Source organism: Gemmatimonadota bacterium, from assembly GCA_016712265.1.
Classification (GTDB): Bacteria; Gemmatimonadota; Gemmatimonadetes; order Gemmatimonadales; family Gemmatimonadaceae; genus RBC101.
This window is the reverse complement of sequence record JADJRJ010000028.1, coordinates 1435164-1458510: the sequence shown is the minus strand read 5'-3', so window position 1 is coordinate 1458510 and position 23347 is coordinate 1435164. Positions and strand designations below refer to the sequence as shown.

The window sequence follows — 23347 nt, the reverse complement described above, 5'->3', positions numbered from 1 at the left end:
TCACGGGGGCAAGCTACCACGTCGCGGGCGGGCGATGGCACTGGTGTCCCGGGGACTATTCCATCGAGATTGCGCTCCATGTGGCTTGATGCGCGTCTCGGATGGATCTACGGCGTGGCAGGGGTCGTCCTCGCCTGGAACCTGCTGCTCGCTGCCCGCATCGCGACGGCACCAGGCGGGCGAGCGATCCGCGAGCTGAGCGGGCTCTGCGGCCTCCTGTTCGTCCCCGGGGCGATCATCGCTGTCGTCGGGCAGTGGATCGCCCTTGGGCGAACCGTGGGGCTCCTGACCTGGATCTGGCCGGTGACCCTGCTCCTGTTTGTGGCACAAGGCGTCGCGGTGCTGCGTGAGCGGCGCGTCAGCTCCTTCGTCAGCATCCCATTCCTGTTGTTCAACGTCGTCCTGGCCGTTGGCGGGCTGGCTCGCTACGCGGCGACGATATGGCCTGACCTTCGCCCGGAGGTCCTCGGCGCGGCAACCGTGCTGACCAGCGTGGCCGGGCTCGCCTGGGGTCCGGACGCGCTCGCAACTCCTCTCGCGCTCATCCTGCCGGTACTGACGCCGGCCGGTCCCGCCCGTTGGCCAGGGGCCCGGCCCTTTCGCGCGCTGCTGGCCGCTGGCACCCTCGGCGTCGTGCTCCTCTGTGCCCTGGAGTATCCCACGGCAGTACGGGCCAACGCCTCGTTCCGCCGCCTGGCCGACACGCCGATGCGCGACCGCCCGCGGGGCGATCTGGCCCTCGGACTGCGACTCTTTCCCTCGTTGGATCGCGCACCTGCCGGCCTCGCGATCCGGCATGACCTGTCCCTCGTGGACTCGATGGCGGTTGAGGTGCTGGCGGTCACCGTGACCCCCGCCGGCGCGTCCGGCGCCGCCCTGGACTCCCTGGCCGGTGTACTCGCCGACGTGCGGGCGGACTCGGTGCTCCTGGTGGTTTCGTTAGGCTGGGATCGCAGCGAGCGAGAGCAGCGCCAACGCGACCCGGTGGCCTTGGGCGAGTCCCGATTGCGCGCCCTCGAGCAGATCGTGCGCCGCGTGCGCCCCGACGTGGTGGTCCCCGCCGTGGACCCGATGGGACAGGGCACAGGGGTCATCGGCGCCGTCCCGCTGCGCTGGTGGACGGACTACCTCACCCGTGCAGGGCGCCTGGCACACACCCTGCGCCCCCGGACCCAGGTGGCCGTCGCCGCCTCCACCTGGTCCGCGACAGACTCCGCCCTGTACCACTGGGCCGCGGCCTCGCCCGATATTGACCTGCTCGCCTTCTCGTTTGCTCCCGGGTTTCGCGGCGGCGGGGAACTGCAGGCCCAGTGGCGCGTGGCCGCGCGGTGGATGTCGACCAACACACGCCCGCATTGGGTCACGTCGGTGCGCACCTGGCCGTACGTATACGGCGAACGCGCGCAGCAGCACGCCCTCACCGGTACCCTGGCGTGGGCCAGCGCCCAGCCCCGGGTCCAGGCGGTGATTGTGGATGGCGCCGGCGACTACGACGTGCTCTCCGGCCTTCGCCGCTCGGACGGTAAGCTGCGTCCTGCCGTCCTCGCCCTGGCGGCGATCCACCGCGCGCTGCGCGAAGGGGCCGTGGTCCTGCGATAGCCTTCGGCCCCTTGCCACGCCCAGCCGGACGTGGCCCGGTGCCGGTCACCCACCATTCCCCGCCGATGTTCACCCCCGCTGCCTTGACCTTCCTGCGCCAGCTGAAGCGCAACAACCGCCGCGAGTGGTTCGTTGAGCGCAAGACAACGTTTGACTCACTCCTCCTTGCGCCGTTGCGTGAGCTGGTCGAGGAGCTTGACGTCCGGCTCGCCACCACGGTCCCGGAAATCGGCGGATCACCGAAGAAGGCGATCTTCCGGCTGTACCGGGATGTGCGGTTCTCCAAGGACAAGTCGCCGTACAAGACCCACGTGGCCTGCTGGTTCGCGCACCTCGACGGCGCCCCCGGCGTCGGATCGGAGACCCATGGTGCCGGCGCGGGATTCTATTTCCACCTGGAACCCGGCGCGTCGATGGTGGCCGGTGGGCTCTGGATGCCGCCGCGCCCGTCGCTCAACGCGATCCGCGAACGGATCGCCACGGACCATCGCGGCCTCGAGCGCGCCCTCGGCGCGCCCGCCTTTCGGCGACGGTTCGGCCCACTGAGCGAGGAGCACGTCCTCAAGCGAGTGCCACGCCCCTGGACGGTGGACCACCCGGCGGCGAACTGGTTGCGGTTTGCCTCCTATACCGTCTCGGCTCCCCTCACCGATGCGCAGGTCACCGGACCGCGGCTCGTGGACCAGGTGGCGAAGGATTTCGTATTAGTTCGCCCGCTGGTACGGTGGCTGAACGGTGCGCTCGGCTTCCGCGAGCGGGTGCGTCGTTAGGCCTGCCGACCGCGCACAATGCCTTCCACCCGTCGGTCCGGGTCGAAGCAGGCGCGCGCCAGCTCAAGGATGTCGGCGGAAGTGACGCGGGCCAGCTGGGCGGGCACGTCGGCCATCTCCTCGAGGCCCGTCCCATGCACCCAGGCGTCCAGCATGTCGTCCAGCACGGCCGACGGGCTCTGTCGGCTGATGGCATGGGTTCCCACGGTATAGCGGCGCGCGCGCGCCAGTTCGTCCTCGGCCACGGGCTCCTGCCGGAGACGCGCGAATTCTGCGAGCAGCCCCTGTCGCGCCTCGTCTTCCCGTGACGGGCTGGTGGCGATGTAGGCGGTGAACAATCCTGCTCGCGCGCGCAGCGCCGGGCCGGCATGCACCGTGTAGGCCAGGGAGCGCTTTTCGCGCAACGCGTCGAAGAACCTCCCCCCCAATCCGCTCGTGACCGCTGAGAGGACCTGCGCGGTGAAGCGCGTCGCGTCGCGTCGTGATGGACCGGGAAAGGCGAGCATGATGGCGGTCTGCGACTTGTCCCGCGGCTCCACGACCTGTTGGCCCACCCCGTACCAGGTCGGCGCCTCAATCGGGGGACGCGCGGACCACGCCAGGGAGGACAACCACCCGGATGCGCGCGAGGCCACGTCAATTGGATCCACATCCCCGATGACGCCGAGCACGACGTCTCCCTCCAGCACCAGCACGCGATGCATCTCCCGGACCTGTGCGACCGTCGCGGCCGTCAGACCGGCCTCGCTTCCCATGGCGCTCCGACCATACGGGTGCCCGGCGAACGCCGCCGCGAGGGCAAGACGCGTGGGATGGCGGTACATGTCGTCCCGCGCCTGGGCCAGCTGCTGCACCGCGATGGCCCGCTCGGTCTCGAGGGCGTCTCCGTCAAATCGGGGCTGCGTGACCACATCGGCAAGCAGATCCAGCGCGTCCGCCCACTGGGCGGCCGGAACGGAGATTCCCCACCCCAGTCCGTCCGCCGTGATCGACGCATTGATGCTCCCCCCTGCCATTTCGCCGTCGGAGGCGACCGCCTGGGCATCGCGGCGGTTGGTTCCCTTGAGCGCCGTGCGGGCCATGAGGAGCGCCATCCCCTCCCCTCCCTCGGGATCCGCCGAAGCCCCACCACGTGCGTGCAGCCCCATGTGGACCATCGGGGCGCCGGGCACACGCCGGACCAGGATCGGGACTCCACCTGGTGTCCGAAACAGGTGAACGTCCGCCACCACCGACCCCTCCCTCACGACGACCCGCGGCTGCGGCGCCGGATCCGTCACGGGTGCGGGGTCCGGCAGGTCGAATGCTGCACTGCTTAACGATCCAAAGGCTGCGGCAGCCGTCGCCGGTGCCGTCGGGGCGGACACGGGGTCGTAGCGGAGCCAGGACGCCGACCCGGCGGCGAGGTGCGCCGCCACCGCCGTGCCGACATCGGCCACCGTTGCCTCCACCAGGGCGGCCTCGTACGCGGCCCCAAGGGTCCAACTGCCTAACGCTTCCCAGTCGACCAGGTAGTTGGCCTGGCCGTCCATCGACTCCAGTCGCCGCAATGTGCGCGACGCGTGCAGCCGGCGTGCGCGCTCGAGTTCGCGCGGGCGCAGACGGTCCGGCAGCTGGTGCACCGTCGCCCAGGCAGCCCGCGCTGCGTCGTCGGTTGTGCCAACTGGGCCCGACCACTGGACCACGAATACACCGAGATCCCCGGGGGTGTAGTTCCAAGCGCTCACACTCGACGCCAACCGCCGCTCCCGAACCGCCCGGTACAGGTGCGCGGACCGACCGCTGGCGAGCACCGTCGCGGCGATGTCCAGGTGCACACTCGCGGGTTCGTGCACAGCTGGGGCCCGCCACCCAAAGGCTCCGTGCGCCTGGGTGATATCGCCGCGCAGCGCGCGGAATCGTTGCTCAGCCCGCACCGCGTCCCCAGGCCCCCGATCGCGGACCACGGGAACGTCGGCGACCGCGCCGTACCGCCGCTCAACCTCACGGATCACCGTGGCCACCGGGACGTCGCCCACCACGCACAGCACCGTGTTCGAGGGCTGGTAGTACTGCCGGTAGAACGACCGCAGGTGCTCATGTCGCAGCGCGCGTAGCACCTCCGGGTGCCCGATGCGCCACCGCCGCATGCGGTGGGCGTCGTACATCAGTTCGAACAACGTCTCGGTGGTCACCGCCTCGGGCGTGTCTGCCTTGCGGCGCGCCTCCTCGATGATGACCTCGAGCTCGCGCGCGAGTTCATCGCCGTCCAACGTGGCGTTCGCCCAAGCGTCCGCTTGGATCTCCAGGGCCTCGGCAAAGCTGCCGCTCGGCACCACCGCGTAGTACCGCGTGTGGTCGTAGATCGTCGAGGCATTCAGGTATCCACCACACGCTTTGGTCTGGCGAGCGATCTCCCCCACCCCGCGTGTCGGCGTTCCCTTGAAGAACATGTGCTCCAGCACGTGGGCAATCCCGGAGACCTCGTCGGGCTCATCGAAGTACCCTGCCTTGACGTAGGTGACGATCGCGACCACGGGCGCCGTGCGGTCGTGGCGCACCAACAGGGTCAGGCCGTTCGGCAGGACGTGACGGACGACCTCGTCAGGCGGAAACATGGACGGGCGATGGGGAGGTGACGGCGACGCCTAACTGCCGGGAGGAGCCGGCGGTGGCGACACGGGCGGCAGCAGGGTGGCGCACGCTGACCACGGCCCGGCTCCCGCACGGGAGAGGAAGCGCTGCGCCACAGGCACCTGGCCCAGGCGCATGAGGGCACATCCCATGTATCCGAGCGCGGTCTTGTCCTGCGGATCGAGCCGGATCGCCCGCTCGTAGAACGACCGCGCCAGGTCGGGACGCCCGGAGGCGAGGAGGACACTGCCGAGTTCGCGGTGCCCGAGGGAATTGGTCGGCTCCAGCACGATTGCCCGGCGCAGGTATTCCCGCGCCGAAGCCAAGTCGCCTTCCTCGCGTGAAATACGCCCGAGGTAGATCAATGGCTCCGCGAGTTTCGGGAATCGGCCACTCGCCGCCGAAAACGCGTTCCGTGCGCCAAGCCGGTCTCCTGCGGCGTACGCGGCGCGGCCGCGCCGCAACTCGGTCGGTTCGCGCTGCAGGTCCCAGACGACCCACCCGCCGCCTCCAACGAGCACCAGCAAGACCCCGGCGATCATGGCGCGCCCGATCAGGTTGCGCCGCGGAGGCCCGTCCGGCTGGGGGAGAGGCAGCGGCGGCAGGGGTTCGGCCGCTGGATGTGCCGTTGCGGCCTGCGCGGGCGGCCCGCGGCGCTCCAGCACCGCCACGATGGTGGCACACATCTCACGGGCGGCGTCGCGCTCCTCGCGTGTGGGCTGGTGCCCGGCCCCCACGCGTTCCGCCAGTCCGCCGAGGTCCACGACGGCGTGTGCCTCGCGTAACGTCAGGAGGTTGCGGCCGCGCAGCTCGCGGAGCAGATCCTGGCCACGCAGGGTGCCGGTGCCCGCGAGGTGTTGCAGGGCCGACTCAGCGCCTTCCCACGCCTCCGCGAGGGCGGTTGCCACGTCGGGGGGGTCGGTGGCACGATCAAACCGCGCGATGGCGGCCCGAAGCATGTCCAGCGAGAGGCGCGAACTCCCGGTCACGCGCCCGCCCGCTGTGGCTTAGCCAATGATTCGCAGCAGCCCTGCGTCGGCACTTCCCCGGATGAAGCTTTCGGCATCTGCGGTCGGAATCACGACCCCGGTCAGCGAGAAGCCGAGTCGGGCCTCGTTGGCCATGAAGTCATTGACGGTACGGACGCCCCCCACGCGTGTGCCATCCTTCATCTGGCGCACGATGTCCTCCCAGGTCCCCGAGAAGCTGCGGCCATCGCGCGTCATCACGTGATGCACCTGCGGCCCCTGGCGCTCCTGCAGCTCTACCAGCATCGCCCCGAAGAGTTCCAGCTGGTGGCGCGCGACCTGCTCTTCGCTGGCATGGAAGGTGGCTTCCACCTCGGCGAGCAGGTCGTCGATATCGTCGGCTTCGCCGGTCAGCTCGACCAGGCGCGCATCCCACGCCACCAGCAGCGGGTCATCGTCGGGGACCTGGTGGATCGTTTTCTTCAGCTCGACGAACCGGTAGATCCCGAGCTCGTCCCAGTGATCTTCGGGGGTCGTCTTGGACAGGTGGTAAAGCGCGGCCTCGCGATCGCCGCGATCGTACATGACGTTGGCGAGGTATATCCGCGCCTCAGTGAACTCGGGATCCAGGACGAGGGCCCGACGCAGGGTCTTGATCCCCCCGTCTTCATCACCCTGCCGGTGCTGGGCATACCCGACGAGGGACAGGGCTTCTGCACTGTCCGGCGCCGCGCGCACGGCGGCATCGAAGTACGGCCGCGCATCCTCGGCCAATCCGTCGCGAAAGAGGGCGCGTCCGATCTGCAGCATCAGCTCCAGGTCGTCATCATAGCCCAACTCCAGCGTGCGGCGGAACAGGCGCCGCGCCTCCTCGACGCGGCCCAGCTTGAGGCAGACTTCGCCAAGGCCGGCCAGGGCATCCTCATGTTCATCATCGAGGGCCACAGCATGCTCAAAGGCGAGACGGGCCCACGCGATCTCCTCGCGCGCGAGGCGGGCGTACCCGAGCCCCACATGCAAACCGATCGCAGCAGGATAGGTGGACAGACCCTCGCGGAGCACCGCGAGCGCGTCCTCGTACCGGCCCTCGTTGTACAACACGTGGGCGCGTTCGTCGTATTCCTCGGAGCTCAGGAATGGAGTGGTCATGGCCCGCCGCATCTCCGTCCAGTCAACTGCGCGTAGAGTATACCCCGCACGCACACCGGATCAATGGGCTGCCTGACGAGTGTTTTCCACACGGCGTTCACTCGTCAGGCAGGGAGAGCGCAACGGCAATCTCGGCGGCCAGTCGCGCGTTGGCCTCGAGCAGGGCGAGGTTCGCCGCGAGGGTTCGTCCCCCGGTGGCGCGCTCAACGGCCGCCAGCAGGTACGGCGTGGTCGAGGGACCGCGGACGCCATCGGCGCGGGCGGCCGCGAGGGCGCCCTGCACGGCATCGTCCACCAGGGCAACCGGGAGCGCGGCGTGCTCGGGCACCGGCTGGACGACCAGCAGGGCCTCGCGCCGCCCTAACGAGCGGTGGGCCCGGAAGACGCGCGCGATCTCGCGCGGATCATCTGCTCGCGCGCTGACGCGCAACCCACTCGACCGGCAGAAAAACGCCGGGAACTCGTCCGTTTGATACCCGATCACGGGCACGGAGAGCGACTCGAGTCGCTCAAGGGTGGCGGGAAGGTCCAGAATGCTCTTCGCGCCGGCACAGGTGACGATGGCGCTCGTACGCGCCAGCTCCACGAGGTCCGCGGACTCGTCATACTGGGGTTCGCGATGCACCCCGCCGATTCCCCCGGTGGCGAAGACGGAGATCCCCGACTGTGGCAGGAGCGCGAGCGTGGCGGCGACGGTGGTTGCCCCGCATTCGCCGCGCACCACGCAGACGGCAATGTCGCGGGCTGTGACCTTGCGAATCCCATCGCGCGCGAGGAATCGCTCGAGTTCCGCGTCGGTCAGCCCCATCGTCGGCTGACCGTCCACAATTGCCGAGAGGGCCGGGGTCGCCCCACCCGCGCGGACGGCAGCGCACATGCGCGTGGAGGCGTCGCGGTTGGCCGGCACAGGCAGTCCTTGGGCCAAGACGGACGTCTCCAGGGCCACGACAGGTTGCCCCGCGCGCAGGGCGTCAGCGACCTCGTCCGTCAGACGGATCGGGCCGGCGGGGGGCCGGCGCGTCACGACGCGGATTCGTCCTCGAATTGCTCCGCGCGCCAGGTGTCCACCTTCTCGCGTTCCCCCGAGGTATGGTCCCAGATCGCCAGGATCTTCACCCGCTCGCCCTCCCAGGCATCAAATCCCTTCCGCGTCCCCTTGGGGATGCCGATCTCATGGCCGTCCTCAAAACGCAGGACGACTTCGGGAAACTCGGAGTTCACGTACTGCTTGCGCAGCTTGGATGGGGTCCGCGGCATCGGCTCTGGTCAAGTGATGGCGTCGGCGGGCGCGTACTGCTGCCAGGCGCCGGTGGCCAGACATTCGTCGATCGCTGTCACGACGGCGTCCAGCTCATCATCGCGATTATAGAAATGCGGGGCCACCCGGATCCCGGCTTGCGGTCGGTAGTCGATGATGATGTCGCGCGCCAGCAGGTACTGTGACACCTCATAGGCATGCGGGACGGCAAAGGCGATCGTCCCACCACGACGGGCTGGATCCCGCGGCGCGGTCAGCGGGTATCCCCGCTCGTTGGCCAAGGCCTCCAGTCGCGCCGTCTGCCGCATGCTCTTCGCGCGGATGGCTTCGATGCCCGCCCGCCGCACGATCCGCGGCCCCTCGATCGCCGCATACAGCGCGGGGATCACCGGCGTCCCGCTCTGCCATCTATAAATGTGGTCGGCCCACTCCATCTCGGGCGCAAACTCGAACGGGTGCGCATGCGCGTTCCATCCCGTGAGCGAGGGCTCCAGCTGCGTGCGAACGGCCTCGGAGACGTACAGGAAGCAGCCGCCCGGGCCCCCACACAACCACTTGAGGACGCCGCCAGTCATGAAATCCACCCCGCTGGCCTTCACGTCCACGGGGATGACCCCGACGGAGTGAAACGCATCCGCCGAGACGCGCGCGCCCATGCGATGGGCGTGGGCGACGATCCGGCCGAGGTCCACGATGTACGCCGAGCGAAACAGGACGTGCGACAGGCAGACGAGGGCCGTCCGCTCATCGATCGCCGCGATGATCCGCTCCTCGTCGATGCTGATCCCATCCTCGCTCGGGACCACCACGATCTCCGCGCCGAGCCGCGTCGCCAGCGTGTCATACACGTAGCGCACGGAGGGAAAGTCCAGCTCGGTCATGACGATCCGATTCCGCGGCGCCGTGTACTGGAACGCCGACAAGACGGTGGCCTGGGCAATCGTCACGTTAGGCTGCATGACGATTTCCCCCGGCCCGGCGCCGAGGAGCGGTGCGATCTCGTTGCCCACACGCTCTGGCAGCTCCCACCAGGCGTCTCGCCAGGCGCGCACTCCCCGTTCGGCCCATGAATCGACGTACTCGGCCAGCCGGTCGGGCACCGTGCCGGGCATCGCCCCAAGCGTGTTGGACGCGAGATAGGTCGTGCGTTCCAGGATAGGAAACTCACCCCGGAAGGAAAGCAGAGTATCGGTCATGATGCTCACGGCCCACGCCAGGGCGGGCGACGAATCAGATCTGGTGGCGGCGCACGGGCCTGGGGCCGGGTGCCTTTCGTGTCGGGGAAGCTACATCATTCGGCTGCGACCCGCCGCCTCCACGGACACCGCGACCGACGACGTGGGAGATTGCCCATCATGATGACCTCATATCGAGAGCGACCGGCCGTCGGACTGGCCGCCGACGCACTGGAGTGCATCTGGGAACATCGCGGAAGCGCGAACGAGTCAGGGCACCTGGTGATTCCGGACAATTGTGCCGACATCCTGCTGGACCTCGCCCCTGACGGCCGCGTGTTGACCGCCTCCGTGGTCGGCGTGATGACCGAACCGCGGCGGGTGCCGTCTCGCCCTGGGCACCTGGTCGGCCTGCGGTTTCGCCCGGGCTGGCTCGCGCCACTACTGGACGTCGATGCGCGAGAACTTCGAAACGCCCGCGTCCCGCTGGAACAGGTCGCGCCTGCCTGGGCTCGCGTGGCGTACGGCGGCAGCGCGCCCCTGCGCGACCTGGTTTCTGCCGTTGCGCTCGCTTTGGCGGCGCACCGCGGACCTGCCCCACTCGTGCAACGTGTCCTCCACGAGCTCATGACCGGCGAACAGGACCATCCCGTGGGCGCGTTGTGTCGTTCGTCCGGTGTGTCGCGCCAGTACCTCGCGCGGGCATTCAGCCACGCCGTCGGAACGGGGCCGAAGTTCGTCGCTCGCGTCGCTCGCCTCGAGCGCGTGCGCCGGTCGCTCACTTCACGGCGTGGGGATTGGGCGCGGCTCGCGGCCGACGTCGGCTTCGCGGACCAATCGCACCTGGTGCGCGAAATGCGCGCCTTGACCGGGGCGGTGCCGAGTGCCCTCGACAGAGGAAGCGCCGTTCCCCGCGGCGAGGTCTAGCGGCGCAGGCATCTTCCGCGCCAAATCCGGTGCATCGGCCGTTGCGGCGGTTTCCATTTCTTCAATCGCCGCACGCAGCGACGACCGATATTGCACCATGCGATAGGCTCGCCTGGGCCCACCCGGCGGCCGCACCCTCCTCCGTCATCCCCACCTGTCGATCCATGTCGTTCACAGTCGTTCGAATCACCACCGTCCTCGTTGTCCCGTCGGTCGAACCCTCCCTCGCCTTCTGGGAGGGTCGGCTCGGCTTCACCAAGGTGGCCGAGGTGCCCCATGGCGATGCCCTCGGCTTTGCGATGCTGGTGAAGGAGGGGGTCGAGGTGATGCTGCAGAGCGAGGCGTCCGTGGGCGACGACCTGCCGGCCAGCGCGCGCGAGGGCGGGCTGCCCGGTCGTAGCGCGGCGCTGTTCATTGAGGTGAGCGACCTGGCGGCGGTCGAAGCCGCGTTAGGCGATTGGCCGATCGCGATGCCGCGCCGGACGACCTTCTACGGGATGCATGAGGTCGGCGTCCGGGAGCCGGGCGGGCACATGGTGACCTTCGCGCAAAAAGCGGCGGGTGGCTGAGGCACCGCGCTCCCCCCCCCCCCCCCCCCCCCCCCCCCCCCCCCCCCCCCCCCCCCCCCCCCCGCCAAAAACCCCCCACCCCACCCCCCCCCCCCCCCCCCCCCCCCCTTCCTTTTTTTTTTTTTTTTTTTTTTTTTTTTTTTTTTTTTTTTTTTTTTTTTGCCCCACCCCCCCCCCCCCCCCCGCCCGCGGGCGGGGGCGGTGCCGGCCCGCCCGGGGGGGCTGGTAACACAAAAAACAAAAAACAACCCCCTCCCCCCCCCCCCCCCCCCCCCCCCCCCCCCCCCCCCCCCCCCCCCCCCCCCCCGGGGGCCGGAGCCCGCCGCCCCGGGGGGGGGCCCGGGGGGGGGGGGGGCGCCCCCCCCCCCCCCCCCCCCCCCCCCCCCCCCCCCCCCCCGGGCGGTGCCCCCCCCCCCCGCCCCCCCCCCCCCCCCCCCCCCCCCCCCCCCGCGCCGCCCCGGCCCCCGCCCCGGCCCCGGCCGGCGGCCGCCGCCCCCGGGGCGGCCCCCCCGGCCCCCCCCGGCCCCCCCCCCCCCCCCCCCCCCCCCCCCCCCCCCGGGCCCCCCGCCCCCCCCGCCGCGCGGCTCCCCCCCCCCCGGGCCCCCCCCCCCCCTCCCCCCCCCCCCCCCCCCCCCCGCCCGCCCGGCGGGCGGGCCGCCCGCCCGGGCGGGGGCCCCGGGCCCCCCCCCCCCCCCCCCCCCCCCCCCCCCCCCCCCCGCCGCCCGGCGCCCCGGCGCCCGGCGCGCGGCCGCCCCCCCCCGCCCGGCCCCGCGGGCCGGCGGGGGGGCCGGCCCGCGCCCCCCGGCGGGCCCGCCCCCCCCCGCCGGCCCCCCCCGGGCCGCCGGCCTCCCCCGGGGGGTCCCCCCGGGCCCTCTTCCCCCCCCCCCCCGCCCCCCCGCGACCCCCCGCGCCCGCCCCCCCCCCCCCCCCCCCCCCCGCCCCCCCCCCCCCCCCCCCCCCCCCCCCCCCCCCGCCCCCACCCCCCCCCCCCCGCCCCCCCGCCCCCCGCCCCCCCCCCCCCCCCCCCCCCCCCCCCCCCCCCCCCCCCCCCCCCCCCCCCCCCCCCCCCCCCCCCCCCTCGGGGCCCCCGGCGGGGCCCCCCCCCCCCGGCCCGCCCCTGGTGCTGTTCGGGCAAGCGCCCGTGAAGCGGCAGCTGGCGGCGGCGTCCAGCTCGGCCACCGCTACATGCTCGTCGTCCGTGTGGGCCACGTGGATCGACCCCGGTCCGAACAGGTACGGCGTGCCCCAGTTCGTCAGGGCCGGGATGTCGGTGGCGAAGGCGGCGACCGAAGTCGGGAATCCGTCCACCACACCGAGCCGCACCGGCGGCACCATTACCCCCCACTCGAGGGTTGCACGCCCCGCGGCCCATCGCTCCACCCGTTCCTGGACCACGGAGGCCGGCGTCACGAGCCGGAACATGAGCCGTGCTTCCGCCGACGGCGCGAAGACATTGTCGGCCACGCCGCCGGCGAGGGACCCGATGTTCACCGTGGTGTCGCCCAGCAGCGCGTCGCTCGGCCAGGCGATGCCCTCGAGTTCGGCCAACAGCAGGACGAGGTCACGCGTGGCGGAGTGCCCCATGGTGGGGTAGGCGGAGTGCGCGGCCTTGCCGCTGGTGCGCACGATCACCCGCTGGGCGCCCTTTGTCCCCAGACCCAGCGTGGACTCGGTCGGCTCGCCGTTGATCAACACCCGCGGTCGCGCGGGCAGGTGCGCCGCGATCCACGCGTTGGCGGCGTGCGCCCCGTCGTGTGTCGTCTCCTCCCCAACCACGAACAGCAATCCCACGCGCACCCCGGCGTCCCGCAGGCGGCCCGCGGCGGCCACCATCGACGCGGCGATCCCCTTGGCATCACACGCCCCGCGCCCCCAGAGGATCTCGCCGTCCACCCGTGGCGGCAGGTAGGGCGGGACCGTGTCCAGGTGGGTGGAGAGGGTCACGTCCACGTCGTCGGTGGCGCACGCGAAGATGCTGTACCGGTCGGCACCCGCCACCGGTATCCGGGTGACCTGCCACCCCAGCTCCCCCAGGATGGCCTCCATTTCGCGTAGCGCCGCACCCTCCTGGCCGGAGGTCGAGTCGCGGGACATGAGACGGACGGCGAGGTCGAGGGGCGAGGTCATGCGGCGGAATCTAGCCCGTGAGCCGTCCGCGGTCGGGCCACCCGCCGCGGGGCCGATACTGTAGTCCGCAGGCGGCTTAGATTCACCCATCGACGCCGCACCTCACCACACTCCCCCGTTCGCATGCACCCGAATTCCTTCGGCAGCCGGCAGGTCCTGACCGTCGGTGGCGCGCCTTACACGATCTTCCGGCTGGACGCCCTCCGCGCCGCGTCCGGCGGCAACGTCGATCGCCTCCCGTTCTCGCTCAAGGTCCTGCTGGAGAACCTGCTGCGCGGGGAAGACGGCGCCTTCGTCAAGAAGGGGGACATCGAGACCCTGGCCGCGTGGGACGTCAAGAAGCCGGTCGACAAGGAGATCGCCTTCCGGACCGCCCGCGTCCTGCTGCAGGATTTCACCGGGGTGCCATGTGTCGTCGACCTCGCGGCGATGCGTGACGCCATCGCCACGCTCGGCGGGCGACCGGGGCAGATCAACCCACTCCAGCCGGTGGACCTGGTGATCGACCACTCCGTCCAGGTGGACGAATACGGCACCGACGCGGCCTTCATGCTCAACGTGGACCTGGAGTACGAGCGCAACCTGGAGCGCTACCAGTTCCTGCGCTGGGGCCAGACCGCCTTCAACAACTTCCGGGTCGTGCCCCCGGGCACCGGCATCTGCCACCAGGTGAACCTCGAGTACCTCGGCCGCGTGGTGTTCACGCGGCAGGACGGAAACGAGACGGTGGCGTACTGCGACTCCCTGGTCGGCACGGACTCGCACACCACGATGATCAACGGGCTCGGGGTGCTCGGCTGGGGCGTTGGCGGTATCGAGGCCGAGGCGGCGATGCTCGGGCAGCCGGTGTCGATGCTCATTCCTGAGGTGATCGGCTTCAAGCTGACGGGGAAGCTCCCGTTAGGCGCGACCGCGACCGACCTGGTCCTCACGTGCACGGAGCTGCTGCGCAAGAAGAAGGTCGTGGGCAAGTTCGTGGAGTATTATGGCTCCGGCCTGTCGTCGCTGTCCCTGGCGGATCGCGCAACGATCGCCAACATGGCCCCTGAGTACGGGGCCACGATGGGGTTCTTCCCCGTCGACGCCGAAACGCTCAAGTACCTGCTGCTGTCGGGTCGCTCGGAGGAACACGTGGCCCTCGTCGAGGCCTACTGCAAGGCGCAGGGGCTCTTCCGCGAGGATGGCACCCCGGACCCCGTCTTCACCGACACACTGGAACTCGACCTCTCCACGGTCGTGCCGTCGCTCGCCGGCCCCAAGCGCCCGCAGGACCGCATCGCCCTGACCGACGTGAAGGCCAACTACGGCGCCTCGCTCAAGCAGCATCAGGAACAGCAAGCGGCGGCCGCCGCCGCCAAGGGGGTCGCGGCTCCGCAGAGCACCCCGATCCCGACCGAGTGGCGTGGCAAGTCGTTCTCGTTGACCGATGGCCACGTCGTGATCGCGGCCATCACCAGCTGCACGAACACGTCCAACCCGAGCGTGATGCTCGCCGCCGGACTGCTCGCCCAGAAGGCCGTGGCGAAGGGCCTCACCAGCAAGCCATGGGTGAAGACCTCCCTGGCCCCGGGCTCCAAGGTGGTTCGCGAGTACTTCAACAAGGCCGGTGTGCAACCGGCGCTCGACGCCCTCGGCTTCCAGATCGTCGGCTACGGCTGCACGACCTGCATCGGAAACTCGGGCCCGCTGCCCGAGCCGGTGAGCAAGGCGATCGACGACGGCAAGCTGACGGTGGCCGCGGTGTTGTCCGGCAACCGCAACTTTGAGGGACGCGTCAACCCGCAGACCCGCTTCAACTACCTCGCCTCGCCGCCGCTGGTCGTCGCCTATGCCCTCGCTGGGCGGATGGACATCGACTTCGACAAGGAACCGATCGGTGAGGGACCGCAGGGCCCGGTGTTCCTGCGCGAGATCTGGCCAACGCCACAGGAGGTCGAGGACGTGGTGCTCGGGTCGGTCAAGCGCGAGCAATTCCAGAAAGAGTATGGGGACGCCTTCGGTGGCGACGACCAGTGGAAGGCGATCGCCATCCCCACCGGGGATCGCTACGCCTGGGATGGCCAGTCCACCTACGTGAAGCATCCGCCGTACTTCGAGGGGATGACGATGACCCCGCCGGGGGTGCAGCCCATTGCCAACGCGCGGGTGCTCGGCATGTTCGCCGACTCGATCACCACCGACCACATCTCGCCGGCCGGTTCGATCGCCGAGAAGTCGCCGGCGGGCCAGTGGCTTCTGTCGTTAGGCGTGGCGAAGAAGGACTTCAATTCCTACGGCGCCCGTCGCGGGAATCACGAGGTCATGATGCGGGGCACCTTTGCCAACATCCGGCTGAAGAACGAGCTGACGCCGGGAATGGAAGGATGGTGGACCCGCACGGCTCCCGACGCAGAGCCAACGTCGTTTTTCGCCGCCAGCGAGGACTATCGCGCGTGTGGAACGCCGCTCGTGATCATCGCCGGCAAGGAGTATGGCACCGGGTCGTCGCGCGACTGGGCGGCCAAGGGCACGATGCTCCTGGGCGTGCGGACGGTGATCGCCGAGTCCTTCGAGCGCATTCATCGCTCGAACCTGGTCGGGATGGGGGTACTCCCCCTGGAGTTCACGGACGGCCAGACGCGGCAGTCGCTCGGGCTCAGCGGCTTCGAGCGGTACACCGTCGAGGGAATGAGTGACACCATGGCACCGCGGTCACGGCTTACCGTGATCGCGCGCGCCGCTGATGGAAGCGAGAAGAAGTTCTCGGCGCTGTGCCGCATCGACACGCCGGAGGAGCTGCAGTACTATCGCCACGGTGGGATCCTGCCGTACGTGCTCCGCCAGCTGGCGAGTCGTTAGGCGCCGGTTCCGAGCGACGAAGGGCGACCCTCCAGGGTCGCCCTTCGTCGCTTACCACGACCGGCCGCGGGTTACCGCGCGGCCCGCAACGGGGAGAACTCCCGCTGGTCCGCCACGTCGTCCAGCGCGATCAGCGTCAGCCGCTTGGCCAGCGGGCCAAACCCGAACCGCTCCGCATCCTGACGTGCCCGCTGGCCCAGGCGACGCAACTCAGGGGTCGCCGCCGTAGTCCGGAAGAGCGCCGAGCACTCCGCGACCAACCACGCCAGGTCGTACGGGTCGTTCCCCACCGCTTCGGCCGCTCGGACGAACGCGCGCTGGGCGCCGCGGTGGTCCCCGTCGTGCAGAGCCCGCCGCGCCTGAAAGGCCTCGACACACTCCCGTCCAGTGAACCAGCCGCCCGCGGAAAGTTCCGCATCGAGGATCCCGGCGACGCGGGCCACTTCCTCTCGCGCGCCTAACGCGAGTGCGGCCAGCCCGACGCGTGCGAGGGCCCCCATCCGCAAGGGCGTGATGCCCAGCTCGGTGGCCAGGTCGGATGACGCCTGTGCCAGACCCTGGGCCTTGGCCGCGTCGCCCTGCTCGTACGCCAGGTGCGCCAGGTTGTAGAGGGCGTAGGCGCGACGAGGCTCGTTCTTCACCTTGGCAAAGCTGCGCATGGCACGCTGGAATTGCTCTTCGGCCGGGTCGTACCGCCCGCAGCGGGTCAGGAGCACGCCCAGGTTCAGCGCCGCGAGCCCCATCAGGTCCACGCTGTTGGCTCCCTCTGCGAGGGCGAGACCCTCGCGATACGACAGTTCGGCCTCTACCGCCTGGCCGAGGCGCTGATGGGCGATGCCCGTGTTGACGAGGCAGCGGGCGTGACCGAAGCGATTGCCGATGGCGGCGTAGAGGTCGGCGGCTTCGACAAAGTGCTGCTGGGCCGCCTGCGGCGAGGTATCAAGCAGGGCCGTGCCGAGGCGGATGGTCGCATCCGCCATGAGTTCACGGTCCGCCAGGATCGCGGCGCCGTCTCGAGCTTCCCGGGCCAGTCGTTGGGCATCGCCCCAGGCGGCATGGCGGGCGTGGAGGTCGGAAATGAGTGTGAGGAGCAGGACGCGTTCCCGCGGCGCCTCAGCCGCCGACGCCTCGGCCAGCAGGTCCTCGTACGCGGCAAGGGTGGTGGCGGCCGGGGCGCCCATGAGTGCCCGCGCCTCGATCACCGCGCGGCGCGCGGCGAGCCGCAGCTCAGCGCCCTCCGCGCCGTCGGCCTCTTGCACGAGTTCGTTGGCCAGGCGTTCGGCTTCGCCGTAGTGCCCGGCCAGCTGGACTACGCGCAACAGTCGCCGTTTGGCTTCGAAGGTCTCGGGCCCCGCCGCGGCGCGGCGCACGGCGATGCGCAGCGCGCGAGCCGCATCATCCAGCGCGTACACGGCCAACGCGCGTTCTTCGGCCCGGAGGGCATGTTGGTACGCCCGACCGGCATCCCCCGCCTGGTCGAACAGGCTGGAGATTTCGGCCGCGGCCAACGGGCGACGTTCCTCCAGGGTCTCCGCCACCCGGCGCTGGATCACTTGCAGGCGCCGGGGATTCAACTCGCGCTTGAGGGCGTCCGCGAGCAGGCCGTGCACGAAATGGTACTGGTTGGGATCGGATGGCCCGACCGCCTCAACCACACCGACCGCGATCGCCTCGTCCAACGCATCGAGGAGGGCGTCCTCGGTGGTGTCGGCCGCCTGCTGCACCTCATCGAAGTCGAAGGCGCGCCCGAAGACGGCAGCCACCGACAATAACCGGCCCGACGCCGGTGACAGCCGGGCGAGCCGTCGGCCCATGAGGTCATCCACCGCGGTCGGCAGGGCAATGACGTCTATCTCCTTCCACTCCCACCCCGTCCCGTTGTGCCAGAGCAGGCCGTCGTCAAACAGTGACTGCAGCACTTGCTTGACAAAGAGCGGATTGCCTTCCGTGTACCGATACAGGGCGTCCGGCAGCTCATCCTCGAGGGCGGACTGGCGGAGCGCCCCCATGATCCACGCGCGCACCTCCGACGGCAGGAGTCGGCCCACGTGGAGCTCATGATAGTGCTCACTGCGACTCAGGCGCTGCCGACTGTGGTCGATGCGATCGGCATCTTCCCGCCGAATCGTCAGGCACACAAGGATGCGCTCTCGACCCAACTGGCCGGCCAGATGCTCCACCGCATCCCACGACGCCGTGTCGCCCCACTGCATGTCGTCCAGCACGATCACGAGGGGTCGTTCGGCCGCCACGCTCCGCACCGCATCGACGATCTCATCGAGCAGCGCATACTTGGATCCGGGCGCCTGCTGCCCCACGTCTGCCGCTCCACCGGACCGCAACTTGGGGATCAGGCGCTCCAATTCGGGCCAGCGCCGCGCGGGCAACACGCCGAGCCCGTGGAGCCCGCTGATCACGTCGACCCAGGGGCCATACGGTGGGCGGACATCCGGTTCCTGGGACCGCCCAAAGACCATCAAACCCGTGCGCAGCCGCACGTCACTGCCAATGCGGCGCACCAGCGTGGTCTTGCCGACACCTGCTTCCCCGACCAGTGAGACGACGCGGGGCTCGCCGCGCACTGCGGACTCGAAGTGTTGCACCAAGCGCGCCACTTCCTCCGTCCGGCCGACAAAGCGGTCGACATCGAGCCGCGGCTTGCCCCCACGCGCTTCGTGTCCGCCCGCGCTGGAGACCATGTTCCGCCCGCGACGCTTCGAGTCATACAGCGCCCGATCCGCCGAGGCGAACAACTCCTCGAACGACGTACCGTGCGTGGGGAAGGCGCTGATCCCGATCGAGAGCGAGACGCCAACCTCGCCCTCCTCGCTCCCGAGGAGCGGGATGCGGGCCCGGGCCACCGTCTCACGCAAGCGCTCGCAGACCTGGATCGCCTCGCGCACATCGGCCCGGAGCAGCAACACGAACTCGTCGCCGGCGTAGCGCCCGGCGACATCAAACTCACGAATGCCTTCCGCGAGAATGCTGGCGACCGCGCGCAGGACGGCGTCGCCCTGCAAATGGCCGAAGGTATCGTTCACCGACTTGAAGGAGTCGACGTCAATCACCGCCAACGCGAACGCCGTCTCCCCGCCGCCCAGCCGGGTCGTGGCCGCCTCCACAAAGGCGCGCCGCATCAGGAGCCCCGTCAGTTCGTCTCGTTGCGGGTTGGCCGGCGGCACCAACGCCGTCTCCGCAAGGGCAGGCTCCTCGCCCACCTCGCCGCGACCACCCATCACCTCCTCAAAGGCACGGAACAAATCTGGGTCGAACTGCCGACCAATGTCCCTCCGCATCAAGGTGACGGCTTGCTCGTGCGAAAGCGCCTTCTTGTAGCTCCGCTCCGTCGTGAGCGCGTCGTAGACGTCGGCGAGGCAGACGATCCGCGCCTCCATCGGAATCTCCTCGCCGACCAATCCGTCCGGGTACCCCGAGCCGTCCCAATACTCGTGGTGCGAGCGCACGATGGGAGTGACATCCCACGGGAACTCGATGTCGGACAACAGCTCAACGCCGGCCACCGGGTGCTGCTTGACGGTCTCCCACTCATCCGCCGTGAGGCGTCCGGGTTTGTTCAGGACTTCCTCGGGGATCACGAGTTTCCCGACGTCATGGAGCAGGGTCCCGATGCGGAACCAGAACAGGGTACGCTCGTCGAAGCCCACCTTCTTCGCGAGGGCACAGGCCACGTCCGCCACGCGTTCGCAGTGGCCCTGGGTGTACCGGTCCTTGGACTCTGTGGACTCTCCCCAGCGCCGCGCCACGTCAATGAACTCGCTCTCGAGGTCGCGGGTCGTCCGCTCGATGTCCGCCAGGTCGTGCCCCGCCTTGAGCTGGGAGAACAGTCGATGCGCCGCATTGAGTGACCGCAACAACTCTCGGTTGCGCCCCGCCGCGCGGTACAGCAGGGCGCTCTCCCGATGCAGTTCCGCCAGCAGGAGCACGTTCTGCCGCGACTCCGCGATTCGCATCGCGTCCCGGAAGTGCACTTCCGCCGCCTCGAGGTTGCGCCGCTGCCGGGCCACGATCCCCGCGAGCTTGAGCGCCTCGGCCACGGCATTCACGTCGTCACGCGCCCGCGCACGCGCCAGCGCATGCATGACCTCGCGCTGCGCGGTTTCGTAGTCACCCCGCGCGACCGTGAGGGCGGCGATGTTGACCTCGATTTGCGTGCGCACATCGTCGTCGCGCACGCGACGCGCCAGCGCAAAGGCCTCCTCGAACGAGCCGCGCGCGTCATCCCAGCGCCCCATCCGCGTGAGCAACAGGCCCCGGTTGTTCATGGCAATGCACGCATCCCGGTGCATTTCCAGCTGTCGATACTCCCGCAGGGCACTTTCGTAGTACGCCAGCGCCTGGTCGTGTTCGCCGCGAATGGCGGCGATCACCCCGAGGTTCTGCGCCGTCATGGCCGCCAACAGCGTGTCCCCGTGGCGGAGCGCCCCTTCGCGCGCGGTCAGGTAGAGATCGCGCGCCTTGTCGAGGCCGCCCAGGCGCCACCAGACGATCGCGTGCAGGTTCTGCGCATGACCAATCGCACGTTCATCGCCTTCTGCCTCCGCGGCGGCGTAGGCCGCCTCGATCGCCGCGAGCGCCTCCTCATACCGCGCGTCCGCCTGCCAGGTCCTGGCGATCCATCGGAACAGGGTCGAGGCGCTCGCCCCTCCGTGCCCTGGCTCAAGGAGGCGCAACGCCTGCTCGTACGCCGTGCGGGCAGCTTCGAAGTTGCCTTCGCGCTCGAGGCGCTGCCCCTCGTCACACCGTTCGCGGAACCCCAGGCCGGACTCCCCCGAACGCTCGGGAGCCATCGGCGACGTGGGCCATGCATCGAGCGTCGAGCTCGAACCGGGTGTATGCACAGGAGGCGGGGGATGGTACGGGCGGGATGCCCCGACAGAGGGGACACATCCCAGACGCACGGCGCGCGCTGAAGGCCACATCATTACAGAACGCGTTCCCGGTGGAGCCCTTGAATCGTCTGAAAACCGCCCCCACTCACACCATGACGACATCGCCCTCCCCTGTTCTGTCCGCGCGACCGTGGGTCGTGCTGTGCCTCCTGACCGCCGCCTGCGGGGAGCCATCCAAGCGCGTCGCCACGGCTTCCGGGGGAACTGTCGTCTTCGCGACGCCTGGGGAAGCCGAGCACCTGATGCCGCCGGTCATCCAGACGATCGCCGCCAAGCAGATCGCTGACCAGGTGTTCGCGCCATTGGCGGAGCCGGGGACCAATTCCGGCACGTTGGGTGACGCTGGATTCGTCCCGCGTGCAGCGATCCGGTGGACCTGGTCCACGGACTCGAGCGCCATCGACTTTCACATGCGCCCCGGCGCCCGGTTTCATGACGGTGTTCCCGTCACGGCCGCTGACGCCAAGTTTTCCTACGCGTTGTTCGCGGATTCGGCGGTGGCGTCGCCACACCTTTCTGCCTTTCCGCCGGTTGACTCGCTCGTCGTCGTGGATTCGATGACGTTACGCGTGCACTTTGCCGACCGCATGCCGGAGCGGTTTTTCAAGTTTGCGACCAACCTCGTGCTGCTGCCGAAGCACCTGCTGGAGGGACTCCCGCGTGACGCACTCGCGGCGTCGGCGCCCGCCCAGGCCCCAGTGGGGAGCGGCCCCTTTCGCTTTGTGAAATGGGAGCGGGGCACGGCACTGGAGTTGGCCGCCGACACCGCCAATGTCGAGGGTCGTCCCACGCTTGATCGTCTGGTGTGGCGCCCCGCCGCTGACGCCATCGGCGCCATCCGGGCCGTGGTCGCCGGCGAGGCTGACTTCGCCGAGACCGTCCCCCCCGCGGGGATGGCCATGGTGACGCCGGACGGTCCGGCGCGCACGGTGCCGTACGCCGCGCCCATGGTGGGCTACCTCCTGCTCAATACCCGCGCGCAGACGAACCGCCAGCAGCAGCATCCGGTGCTGGGTGATCGCGCCGTGCGCCGCGCCGTGTCGCAGGCCATCGATCGCGCCGTCGTCGTGCGAAACGCCATGGATTCCCTGGCTGTGGTGGCCCGCGGTCCCCTGCCACGCACCTCGTGGGCCTACGACACCAGCGTCGCGATGCTCCCCTTTGACGTGGCCGCCGCGCGTGCCGCCCTGGAGACCGCCGGATGGGTCCTCGCCCCGGGCGACAGCATTCGTGCGCGGCAGGGGACACGCCTGCGGCTGTCGCTCATGGTCCCGAGCGTCAGCGCTACGCGACGTCAGATGGCCACCGTCGTGGCAGACCAGCTGAAGGCCGTTGGGATCGAGGTGGCCGTCGAGGTGCTCGAGCCCTCCGTGCTGCTCCCGCAACTTAATGCCGGGAAGTTCGACGCGTTCATCCATGTCTGGCAATCCGATGCCAGCCCCTCGACCTTGGTCCAGGCGTGGGGGAGCAATGACCTGGGCCGGTCGCAGAACTATGGCTGGTACGCCAACGCCACGGTGGACTCGCTCCTGGGACTGGCCAGCGCAGCGCGCACCCTGGCGGTCGCCCGTCCCCTGTACACAGCAGCGGCCTCGGCCATCGTCGCGGACGCTCCCGCCGTCTTCCTCTGGGAGCCCCGCAGCTTCGCCCTGGCGCATTCCCGCATCAAGTTCACCTCACTCCGCGCCGACGCATGGTGGTCCGGTATTCGCGAGTGGACGATTCCTGCCGGGGAACGCCTCCCCCGCGACGGCGTCGGCCGATAAGGGCTCGGGGGGACCCCGACGGCGGCAGCGGGGCATCGCGCTGAATGCCCGCGTGGGGTGCGGTGCCCGCAATCGAGGACGCCCCCCTGCCCTCGCCGCAGGACGGTGGGCGACGTAAGTGCCGTGAAAACAACGACGGGTGGCTGGGCACGGCGAGTGCAACCCATTGGGCGCACCTCGCACCGGGAGTCCCAGATGTTCACCACTCGTCCGCTGGTCGTCCTCGCCGCCGTGGCGCTCATGGCCTGTGGTGGAAGCCCCACCCCCGCCATGGACGCGGCTCTGCAGCAGGATCTCTCGCTGGCCAACCAGGCCTTCGCCCCCCAGCAGTTCGTCTCGCCGCTCGAGGCCGGGATGATGCCTAACGCCTACGCGCCCGCAGGGTATGTCCCGGCGGGATACGTCCCCGCGGCGACGGCACCGCGCCCCGTGGCGCGCACGACGCGACGAGCAGGCGGCACCAGCGGCGCCGCCTCGGGGAGCGGGTCCACCGTGCGGAAGAACACTCGGAGAGACGCGGCCATCGGTGCCGTGACCGGAGCGGCCATTGGTGCAGTGACCACCTCAAAGAAGGACCGGATGAAGGGCGCAGTCATCGGCGCCGTGGCAGGTGCAGTCCTGGGAGGTGCGATCGGCAACAACGTCGACTTGACCAAGGTGCCGCGGCCGTAACGCCTC

General features: G+C 70.1%; 14 protein-coding genes and 1 pseudogene. 7 read left to right on the top strand and 8 right to left on the bottom strand.

From position 1 onward, the window contains the following. Positions 1 to 78 precede the first annotated feature (78 nt). Positions 79 to 1599 carry a hypothetical protein gene (locus tag IPK85_13040; protein ID MBK8248313.1) on the top strand — a complete coding sequence of 507 codons (1521 nt, stop codon included), beginning with the start codon at positions 79 to 81 and terminating at the stop codon, positions 1597 to 1599. A gap of 65 nt (positions 1600 to 1664) precedes the next feature. After that, positions 1665 to 2369, top strand: coding sequence for a DUF2461 domain-containing protein (locus tag IPK85_13035; GenBank protein MBK8248312.1), 705 nt, complete (start codon positions 1665 to 1667; stop codon positions 2367 to 2369). Here the strand turns inward: IPK85_13035 and IPK85_13030 are convergent. The 6 genes from IPK85_13030 to IPK85_13005 all read right to left on the bottom strand — a co-directional run bounded on the left by IPK85_13030 (position 2366) and on the right by IPK85_13005 (position 9553). After that, a complete protein-coding gene (locus tag IPK85_13030; protein ID MBK8248311.1) occupies positions 2366 to 4966 on the bottom strand; it encodes an insulinase family protein in 2601 nt (866 codons plus the stop codon). The two genes, IPK85_13035 and IPK85_13030, sit on opposite strands and share 4 nt — an antisense overlap. Before the next feature lie 30 nt (positions 4967 to 4996). Further along, the gene (locus IPK85_13025; protein MBK8248310.1) at positions 4997 to 5971 is read right to left on the bottom strand and encodes a tetratricopeptide repeat protein; all 975 of its coding nucleotides are present in this window, start codon (positions 5969 to 5971) and stop codon (positions 4997 to 4999) included. Positions 5972 to 5989: 18 nt separating this feature from the next. Beyond that, positions 5990 to 7099 carry a tetratricopeptide repeat protein gene (locus tag IPK85_13020; GenBank protein ID MBK8248309.1) on the bottom strand — a complete coding sequence of 370 codons (1110 nt, stop codon included), beginning with the start codon at positions 7097 to 7099 and terminating at the stop codon, positions 5990 to 5992. 97 nt (positions 7100 to 7196) lie between these two features. Next, entirely contained in the window at positions 7197 to 8123 is a 927-nt protein-coding gene (locus IPK85_13015; protein ID MBK8248308.1) for a pseudouridine-5'-phosphate glycosidase, read from the bottom strand. Beyond that, positions 8120 to 8356 carry a hypothetical protein gene (locus IPK85_13010; protein MBK8248307.1) on the bottom strand — a complete coding sequence of 79 codons (237 nt, stop codon included), beginning with the start codon at positions 8354 to 8356 and terminating at the stop codon, positions 8120 to 8122. The genes IPK85_13015 and IPK85_13010 overlap by 4 nt, the downstream gene beginning before the upstream one ends. A gap of 9 nt (positions 8357 to 8365) precedes the next feature. Next, positions 8366 to 9553, bottom strand: a complete 1188-nt coding sequence (locus tag IPK85_13005; protein MBK8248306.1) for an aminotransferase class V-fold PLP-dependent enzyme — start codon at positions 9551 to 9553, stop codon at positions 8366 to 8368. 159 nt (positions 9554 to 9712) lie between these two features. Between IPK85_13005 and IPK85_13000 the strand changes: the two genes are divergently transcribed. Next, complete coding sequence (locus IPK85_13000) at positions 9713 to 10459, top strand: helix-turn-helix transcriptional regulator (protein ID MBK8248305.1); 747 nt, start codon at positions 9713 to 9715, stop codon at positions 10457 to 10459. 164 nt (positions 10460 to 10623) lie between these two features. Further along, positions 10624 to 11028 (top strand): hypothetical protein, encoded by a 405-nt coding sequence (locus tag IPK85_12995; protein ID MBK8248304.1) that lies wholly within the window; start codon positions 10624 to 10626, stop codon positions 11026 to 11028. Between the two features lie 1395 nt (positions 11029 to 12423). Here IPK85_12995 and IPK85_12990 read toward each other — a convergent pair. Next, positions 12424 to 13245 (bottom strand): annotated as a pseudogene (locus IPK85_12990) (M20/M25/M40 family metallo-hydrolase). A gap of 33 nt (positions 13246 to 13278) precedes the next feature. Here IPK85_12990 and acnA point away from each other — a divergent pair. Further along, positions 13279 to 15993, top strand: a complete 2715-nt coding sequence (gene acnA, locus IPK85_12985) for an aconitate hydratase AcnA (GenBank protein MBK8248303.1) — start codon at positions 13279 to 13281, stop codon at positions 15991 to 15993. 71 nt (positions 15994 to 16064) lie between these two features. Here acnA and IPK85_12980 read toward each other — a convergent pair whose 3' ends face one another. Continuing rightward, positions 16065 to 20801 (bottom strand): diguanylate cyclase, encoded by a 4737-nt coding sequence (locus IPK85_12980; protein ID MBK8248302.1) that lies wholly within the window; start codon positions 20799 to 20801, stop codon positions 16065 to 16067. Between the two features lie 194 nt (positions 20802 to 20995). On the opposite strand from IPK85_12980, the gene IPK85_12975 reads away from it, so the two are divergent. Together IPK85_12975 and IPK85_12970 are read left to right on the top strand one after the other, a co-directional pair. Then, entirely contained in the window at positions 20996 to 22669 is a 1674-nt protein-coding gene (locus tag IPK85_12975) for a hypothetical protein (protein MBK8248301.1), read from the top strand. 357 nt (positions 22670 to 23026) lie between these two features. Next, positions 23027 to 23341, top strand: a complete 315-nt coding sequence (locus IPK85_12970; protein ID MBK8248300.1) for a glycine zipper 2TM domain-containing protein — start codon at positions 23027 to 23029, stop codon at positions 23339 to 23341. The last annotated feature ends 6 nt before the right edge of the window (positions 23342 to 23347 follow it).

Bases quoted from the DNA above. Each gene is read 5' to 3' on its own strand.
- IPK85_13010 (MBK8248307.1), bottom strand. From the start codon at position 8,356: ATGCCGCGGACCCCATCCAAGCTGCGCAAGCAGTACGTGAACTCCGAG.
- IPK85_13020 (MBK8248309.1), bottom strand. From the start codon at position 7,099: ATGACCACTCCATTCCTGAGCTCCGAGGAATACGACGAACGCGCCCAC.
- IPK85_13040 (MBK8248313.1), top strand. From the start codon at position 79: ATGTGGCTTGATGCGCGTCTCGGATGGATCTACGGCGTGGCAGGGGTC.
- IPK85_12970 (MBK8248300.1), top strand. From the start codon at position 23,027: ATGCCTAACGCCTACGCGCCCGCAGGGTATGTCCCGGCGGGATACGTC.
- IPK85_13005 (MBK8248306.1), bottom strand. From the start codon at position 9,553: ATGACCGATACTCTGCTTTCCTTCCGGGGTGAGTTTCCTATCCTGGAA.
- IPK85_12980 (MBK8248302.1), bottom strand. From the start codon at position 20,801: ATGGCTCCCGAGCGTTCGGGGGAGTCCGGCCTGGGGTTCCGCGAACGG.
- IPK85_12995 (MBK8248304.1), top strand. From the start codon at position 10,624: ATGTCGTTCACAGTCGTTCGAATCACCACCGTCCTCGTTGTCCCGTCG.
- IPK85_13000 (MBK8248305.1), top strand. From the start codon at position 9,713: ATGATGACCTCATATCGAGAGCGACCGGCCGTCGGACTGGCCGCCGAC.
- IPK85_13030 (MBK8248311.1), bottom strand. From the start codon at position 4,966: ATGTTTCCGCCTGACGAGGTCGTCCGTCACGTCCTGCCGAACGGCCTG.
- IPK85_13035 (MBK8248312.1), top strand. From the start codon at position 1,665: ATGTTCACCCCCGCTGCCTTGACCTTCCTGCGCCAGCTGAAGCGCAAC.
- acnA (MBK8248303.1), top strand. From the start codon at position 13,279: ATGCACCCGAATTCCTTCGGCAGCCGGCAGGTCCTGACCGTCGGTGGC.
- IPK85_12975 (MBK8248301.1), top strand. From the start codon at position 20,996: ATGACGACATCGCCCTCCCCTGTTCTGTCCGCGCGACCGTGGGTCGTG.